This window comes from Stenotrophomonas sp. AB1(2024), from assembly GCF_037482345.1.
In the GTDB taxonomy this organism is placed as follows: domain Bacteria; phylum Pseudomonadota; class Gammaproteobacteria; order Xanthomonadales; family Xanthomonadaceae; genus Stenotrophomonas.
The window spans coordinates 224,169-231,744 of record NZ_JBBHKO020000002.1 but is presented as its reverse complement, the minus strand read 5'-3'; the positions used below and the strand labels follow the sequence as shown (position 1 = coordinate 231,744).

The 7,576-nt window shown below is 61.7% G+C and carries 5 protein-coding genes; 2 read left to right on the top strand and 3 right to left on the bottom strand.

Annotated elements, in window-relative coordinates; translation table 11 throughout:
- Positions 1-1,330: YadA family autotransporter adhesin (locus WIX41_RS17490; protein ID WP_339449823.1), on the top strand; the 1,330-nt coding region annotated here is incomplete at its 5' end.
- Positions 1,331-1,574: 244 nt separating this feature from the next.
- Positions 1,575-3,293 carry a hypothetical protein gene (locus WIX41_RS17485; RefSeq protein WP_339449821.1) on the top strand — a complete coding sequence of 573 codons (1,719 nt, stop codon included), beginning with the start codon at positions 1,575-1,577 and terminating at the stop codon, positions 3,291-3,293.
- 315 nt (positions 3,294-3,608) lie between these two features.
- Here the strand turns inward: WIX41_RS17485 and WIX41_RS17480 are convergent, their stop codons facing one another.
- The 3 genes from WIX41_RS17480 to WIX41_RS17470 form a co-directional block, all read right to left on the bottom strand.
- On the bottom strand, positions 3,609-5,057 hold the full coding sequence (locus tag WIX41_RS17480) for a DUF1254 domain-containing protein (RefSeq protein WP_339449819.1): 1,449 nt from the start codon (positions 5,055-5,057) through the stop codon (positions 3,609-3,611).
- 58 nt (positions 5,058-5,115) lie between these two features.
- Positions 5,116-6,555, bottom strand: a complete 1,440-nt coding sequence (locus WIX41_RS17475; protein ID WP_339449817.1) for a DUF1254 domain-containing protein — start codon at positions 6,553-6,555, stop codon at positions 5,116-5,118.
- 334 nt (positions 6,556-6,889) lie between these two features.
- Entirely contained in the window at positions 6,890-7,165 is a 276-nt protein-coding gene (locus tag WIX41_RS17470) for a hypothetical protein (RefSeq protein ID WP_339449815.1), read from the bottom strand.
- Positions 7,166-7,576 lie beyond the last annotated feature (411 nt).

Below are 7,576 nucleotides of genomic sequence, written 5' to 3'. Positions count from 1 at the left end.
CAGCCAGTTGTTCACGACCAACGAACGCGTCACCACGGCGGAGGGCGATATCACCAATCTGGATAACCGGGTGACCACGGTCGAAGGAGACGTGAGCTACCTCACCACGCAGATCGACAGTGGCAGCGTGGGGATGGTCAGGCAACTGGCGGTGGGCAACAACCTGACGGTGGGTGTGGCGACTGATGGCATGGCGGTGGATTTCACCGGCACCGCAGGAACGCGTGCGTTGATGGGCGTGTCCGCAGGCGCGGTGTCCTCGACCAGCACGGAGGCGGTCAATGGCAGCCAGTTGTTCGGGCTGAGCCAGTCCATCGCTGCGGGTCTGGGCGGGGGTGCGGCGGTCAATCCTGACGGCAGTCTTTCGGCCCCGAGCTACTCGGTGGGTGGCGTCACGGTGAACAACCTTGGCGATGCGATTACGAATCTGGACACCCGGACTGCGCAGAACACCACGGCCCTTACTGACTTGGAGAATGGTGTAGCCGGTATCGGCAATGATCTGTCCGGCCTGAATAACAAGGTAAACGTGATCGACAGCCGAGTCACCGGAGTCGAGGACGCCATTGCCAGCGGCAACTTTGGCAACAATGGTCTGATTAACGCCAATGTAGAAGGGCCCAGGCAAATCGCCTTGGCTACGGGCCGGGACTCAATGGCATCCGGCAATGCCAGCACGGCCACCGGCGATAACAGTACCGCCGTTGGGAACAACAGCGTGGCAGGCGGGGGCAACTCCGTGGCCTTGGGCAATGGCTCCATCGCCGACCGCGACAATACAGTCTCGGTGGGCGCAGCAGGCTTGGAGCGGCAGGTGACCAACGTCGCCGCAGGTACCGAGGATACCGATGCGGTCAACGTAGCCCAGTTGAAACAGGGCGTCCAGTACGATAGGAGCGAAGACGGCAGCACCAACTACAACAGCATCACCCTCGGTCAGCCCAATGGTGCGCCGGTGACGATGAGCAATGTGGCCCAAGGCCGTATCACCGCTGACAGCCGTGATGTGATCAACGGCAGCCAGATGTGGGAATGGACCATAAACCGGGACAACCGCTACAGCAATGCCAGCCTGTCGCACCGCATCGACGTAGTCGAGCGCAGCATGCAGTCCGGCATCGCTACCGCTCTGGCCGCGCGCCAAGCGCCATATGTACCTGGCAAGGTCACTTATTCGGTGGGTGTGGCCAGTTACAAGTCGCAGGGTGCGCTGGGTATCAGCTCGCGCTATACCGTCGACAGTGGGCGCTGGAGCCTGGAGGGCGGCTTCTCCAGAAATGGAGACGGTACCGGCGCTTATGTCGGTGTGAGCGGCGTGCTGGGAGATTGAGCCTGTGGAGCTCAATAGGATGGTCTCGGTTTCCCAGCCGAAAGTGTACATCGGGGGGGGCAGGGGATTAGGGCTCGTTATCAGGGGTAGGGCGGAGGTCGGCTTCTGGCCGAAAGCGGTCAGCTCAGCCCGGCTAGGCTCTCGCTAAGTAGAAGTACCGGCTGGTCCACAGTGCCTTTGCGGTGGTGGGGTTGGATAGGCGCGTGGAGACTGGCATCCACCGAGGCTGGTAAAGGAATCGCAGATGGCGATCAGGATTCGGGACGTAGCTTCTACTGTGTATCTGGCTGTGGTCATCCTGCTGGTTCTACCCGCATGCAGCCGGGAAACCACGAGCGAGAACTACACCTCGGCGGCCGAGGCCTCCCGCCCAGCCGTCCAGCCGGTGGCAACGCCGCCCAACATGCCGCCGTCGAACCCGTGGCTGGCGCAGAGCGTGTACCCGACCTCCCACTTCAATCCAGCGGCGACCGATTCTGTGCTTATCGCAGGGCCGGTGGGTAGCCGGAACCTCACCGCGGTGGATGTGGCGACCGTGCCCACCTTGGTAACCTCCAATCCCACCATGAAGCGCGTGGGCGGGGAGGTGATCGCCTTTGCCAGCGGTGCGGTGGGGGTGCAGAAGATTCGGGTGACCGGCGATGCCTTCGAAGCCGTGGGAGAGCTGCTTCCTTATCCGGGATTCGAAGAGTCCGCCGCGATGGCGACACCGGCCGCGCTTGATGCCGCGTTGACGCAGCTCGACGCTGCTTACCGCGCCAAGGACGAGACGAAGATCCTCGGCGCGCTGAAGGGCCTCGGCGCCGCTGGTCTCAACATGGAAAGTGGCATCAACGGGGTCTACAACCTGTTCGATCGCGACGGCAATCATTACTGCGTGTACGGTGGCACCCACGTGCTGAAGACAACCGATGGCAACGTGGTCGGTGACCCGCCGCGGATCGTCAAGACCGCCGACGTCGCCAAGGGCCTGCCCGCAGACGTTGCCAAGTCGGTTACCCGCATCATCGGGTTGAACATGACCTACGACGGCTTCCTGGCTGCAGCCGCTCCTGGTGCCTTGATCATCCTGGACCGGGATCTGAATGTGAAAGCGTCGGTGACGTTCAACGGCGAGGCAGTCGACAACAGCATCGTCATCGATGAGAACAACGGCATCTATGTGGTCACCGAGAAGCACATGAACAAGGTGATCTGGAACGGAACGACGCTGTCTACCGATGAGAAGGACGGGGCATGGTCGTCTCCCTACGATTCCATGCCGGGCAAGAAGGCATTGGCGATGGGCGCGATTTCTCGCGGTTCCGGAACCACCCCGACGTTGATGGGGTTCGGCAGCGACCCGGACAAACTCATCGTGATTGCCGATGCTGCTGAAACCGGCAGTAACGCGGTGGCGTTCTGGCGGGACGCGATTCCGGCGGGCTTCAAGCAGAAGCCTGGAACGCAGTCCAACCGCATCGCCGACCAAATCCGGATCGACATCAGCCAGATGACCATCGAACCGTCCCCCAATGTGCTGGGCTATGGCGTTGCATTCCTCAATAGCACGTATCCAAAGCCGCTTCCGGCCGGCCCAGGCAATGCGTTTACCGGCGGCATCACCCGGCCGGCGCCGATGGGCATACAGAAATTTACCTGGAACCCGGACAAGGACGCGTTCGAGAAGGCCTGGATCAACAATGAGGTCGACAACACGGACATCATGGTGCCGGTAGTCTCGGCCCCCACGGGGCTGCTTTACGCAGCGCACAAAGACAAGGAAAAGGGCGTTTATCAGTATGTCGGCCTGGACTGGTCGACGGGCGAGATCAAGTCGCGCTGGACGTTCCCTGATGACAGTCGTCGCTGGAATGCCTTGGGTGGCATCACCACCATCATGGAGAATGGTGACCTGATGATAGGTGGGGTGTTCACCGTAAAGCGGCTCAAGATTGGCGGTCATGCCAAACAATCGCGCTAGAGTCCGCTGGAAGTGCCGAACGAGTCCGGGCGGCAGGGTTAAGGGTAAAACTGACAGCAATTAGGAAGGCTGACACAGACCCAGTAGGAAGGCTGACACAGACCCAGTAGGAAGGCTGACACAGACCCAGCTTGAACAGGCGACCGTAGTAGCCGAACAGGCTGACTGCATCTTTACATAATATAGATTATGCGAAATGACGTATCTGGATCATTGTGCGCCGACGCGTCGCCGAGTTCGTTGGATCCGGCTGGCAATGGCTGGGCCTCTGGTGACGAAGCAGGTCAATCTGTTACCACGCGCCATGTAAATCTGTTACTTGTGGCGCGGCTCCAGCTCGATGTCGCCCGCCCGCCACGACTTGTCGAAGAACGGCTGCAATGGCCCGTAGAAGCGCAGGATCGGGAACCATCCGCGGCCCGGCAGCGTCTGGATCCAGTTGGCCTGTTTGCCTGCCGGCGCCTCCGGGCCGAAGTAGATGTCAACCGAGCCGTCGTCGTTGGCTTCCGGCTTGGTATACGTGCTGACCGCCGGGAATTTCTGCGAGGTCTGGATCATCGAGCGGCTGAGCGCGTCGTACACCGTCACGGACCAGAAGTCCTTGACCGGTGGATTGGCGGGAATGCGCATCCTGTAGCACCTGTCGCCCTGCAGGAAATCGCCCCCGGCGTCGCGCGGGGTCCACATGTACTGGGACCCCAGGCCGACGGCCTGCGAGGCCATGGCCGGCGTGTTTCCCGTCGCCGAGTAGGCGAACGCAGCGCGACGATCGATGTTCTCGTATCCCTGGCTGTCGAAAAGATAGCTGCCGCCAACGAAAGCCCACTGCCAGCGGCGATCCGGATACACGGGCGCTTCCGGATCCGGCCGGGCGAAGGCCACCATGCGCGTGGTCGCCGCCGCCACCCGGGCGGCTTCGGCAAGCAGGGCACGGCGATCCGCATCCGGGCTGAACGGCTGCCCCTTGATGATGCCGATCGAGGCCAGGTAGAACCGGCGCAGCGGGTCGATGGCATCAGCCGGCTCCTCCTGCACCAGGGCATCCAGTTCATCGAAAAAGGTGTAGTCATCGGCGTGGATGGTATCGACGTACTTTCCGGATGCTTCAAGGAACGTCGTCGACTCCGCATCGGTGGCATTGCCCAGTGGATAGATCCGCATCTGCCTGGATCTTTCGGCCGCCGCGGACGGGTCTGGATCCACCGCACGCATCAGCATCCAGACACCGTAGGTGGGCGAACGGCAGACGAAATAGCCGGACGCGGGAATCTCGCCCTCGTAACCGGGCGGCACCAAGAGGTACTTTCCGCCCTGGCCGCGGTCAGGCCCCGCCAATCCGCCATCACTGATGTACCGCATCCACATGTCGTCGAACAGGCCCAGCATGCGCGGCGGGAGCTCCACTACCGTGGGGCCGTCGGCCTTGAGATCCAGGAAGGTGATGTTGTAGACAGTATCGGAGTTTGCCGTCAGGAGCAGGGTCCGGGCATCCATGAGCCCGGGCCAGATCGCGACCTGGCGCGACGTACGCACGCCAAAATCGCGCAGCCCCTTGCGGAACTTGAACATCGACACGCCGGAGACGTTCTGCAGGTAGACCTCGATGGCGCGGTTCATCAACAGCAGCTCGTCAAGGGCCCGCGCTGCCTCCAGTGTCGGATATCCCCCCTTGAACTCGAACGAGCCTAGGCGGCTGTTGACACTCTCGGTGCCTAACCAATGATGCGGATCGCCTTCGGCGTCTTGAAGGGGTGTCGTGGTCATCTTCCGGCTGCCTCGTGAACATCGAAATCAGTCGCGCGAACATTCGGGGCACCCGGCTTCATCCGGCGGGCCCGTCCACCCGCACCATGTCGCCCGGCTTCCAGTCCTGGTCGAACCACTCGTCCAGGGGGCCATAGAACCGCAGGAGGGGAAACCAACCACGCCCCTCGACGGTCCTGACCCAATTGCGCTCTTTCCCTTGCGGCGGACGAGGTCCGAAATGAAAGTCGATGGAGCCGTCCGCATTGAACTCGGGGGCGGTGTAGACGCTGATGGTCGGAAACTTCGTGCCGTTCTTGAGCATAGAGCGACTAATCGCGTCGTATACGACGATTGACCAGAATGCCCTGACCGGGATGTTCGCCGGATAGTGCAGCGTGTAGTAACGACCACCGTCGAGAAATTCTCCGTTCGCGTCGCGGGGTGTGAACAGATACTGCGAGCCGCCACCGACGATCTTCCTGACCATTGCAGGAGACATTCCGATGGCTGCATAGGCAAAGCCCGCACGGTGGTCCGTGTTCACGAAGCCCTTCTCGTCCCACGTGGCGGTACCCCCGACGAAGAGCCTCTCCCACCTGCGATCTGGATAGACCAGCCGCACGGGGTCGGTGCAGTCATAAGTGTTCGCGCGCGCGGTCGCAGCCCCCAGTTTCGCGGCATCCTCCAGCAACGCTTTACGCTCGGCGTCGGGCGAGAACGGCTGGCCCTTCTCGATGCCGATGGCAGCCAGGTTGAACCATTGGGCGGAGGACAGATGGTCGGCCTCGTAGCTGACGATGCTGGCGAGGTCCTCGAAGAAGGCGTAACCGTCGGCAAAGATCGTGTCGATATCCGTATTCGACACATCCGCATAAGCCATTGTTGGCGGGGACCCTGCCTCGGCGAGCGGGTAGATCTTCAGTTGGCGCATGCGCGCCACAGCGTCGTCCGGCTTGCCATCCACCAGGAAACCCCGAACGCCAAGCACCACGCGAAAGCTGGTCGCGCGCGTGAGCAGATAGCCGCTCGGCGCCTCGCCCGCATGGCCAGGCGGCAGGATCAGCAGCTTGCCTCCCTGCCCCTTGTCCACTCCGGTCGGGCCGATGGCGGCCACCTCGTCCTGCCACAGGTCCGCGACGCCGCCCAGCAGCCCCCCGGGGAGCTCGACGACGACCGGGCCATCGCGCTTCAGGTCGAGGCCGGCGATGGCATAGACCGTTTCCGAATTTCCAGTCAGCAGCAGCGTGGACGAATCCATCAGCTCCTGCCAGATCACCAGCTGGTTGGGCTTCGCGTCGCCCCACTCCGCGGCCCCTTTCCAGACATGGAACCATGACACGACGGGCATCTGGTCCAGGTAGACCTCTACCGCCCGGTTCAACGTACGCAGGGCGTGCAATCGCTGGCTTGCCGAGGCGCTCGGATAGCCGCCGGTGAACTCGAACTTTCCGAGAGAGGTATCGAGGACGCCAGTGTCCAGCCAGTTGTGCGATTGCGCATCGGAACTCTTGGTCATGGGGGAGCCTTCCTGCTCAGGAATTGTCACCATCGCAGGATTGGCGCCCGAGCAGAGATTCGAAACAGAAGAACTACTGAGAACAGAAGAACTACTGAATCTTGCTCAGTAGAACTACGGAAGCAGGAGCAAGGACGGTCAGCCCTGGAGCGCCTTGCCGAGGAGCTGCATGTCGCCTCGGTCATGGCCCGTCGCTAGCGTCGGGCCCCCAGGCCATCTATTGTGCACAGCCAATAGCTCGCAAACGCACTCGATATCCAGTCGAGCCGGGCCAGCGCTCTCACACGACGGCGTCACTAGTCGCGATAACTTGGTCTTATCACCGGATCTCGACTCACTCTGGCCGCAACGCCGCCTCCAGCAAGTTGATGTAGGTATCCAGTCGGGTCCGAACGGCCATCAACAGCCAGCCAACCGCATACATCAAGACCATCGCAAAGATCAGCAGTCCAGCCACCAGGTTCACATCGAACGCCCCCGCCCAGTCACGCCACTCCCAGTTGCGGAACTGAAAGTACAGAGCAATCAGAACCGGAAATGGCCCTAGCTTCTGCAAGCCCCCGTACATGAGCCCCAACCGCTCCGTCATCCCCTGGCGAAGGGCTGTCATGACGCAGCCGCTCTTCTCGCTGGTTGCGGGGGAACTCCCGGAGCGACTCGACCAAGGTACGCCAGTGATTGAACTCGCCGTCCATTTCCTCAGCATGAGACAGTCGAGGTTTGGCGTACTGCCGCCACTCACGCCTGGCAGTGAGTAGTCCGCCGACGAGAAATCCTCCAACTTCGATGAGCAGGCATATCGAAGTGATTACGGCGGCCTGTATCGGAGGAAGGACAGATGGAGACGCTGCGGCAGCCAGCAGCCCGACACCGGCGGCCAACAAGCCTAGACGGAACGACCACTTCTCAACCCGGGAGGGCTTCGGGTAGATGCTTTGGTTGGCCCACATTTGAACCTGCTGATAGAGCCAGGAATACGTCAACTCGCTTGTTTGGGCAGGTATTCCCTCGTCAGCGCCGC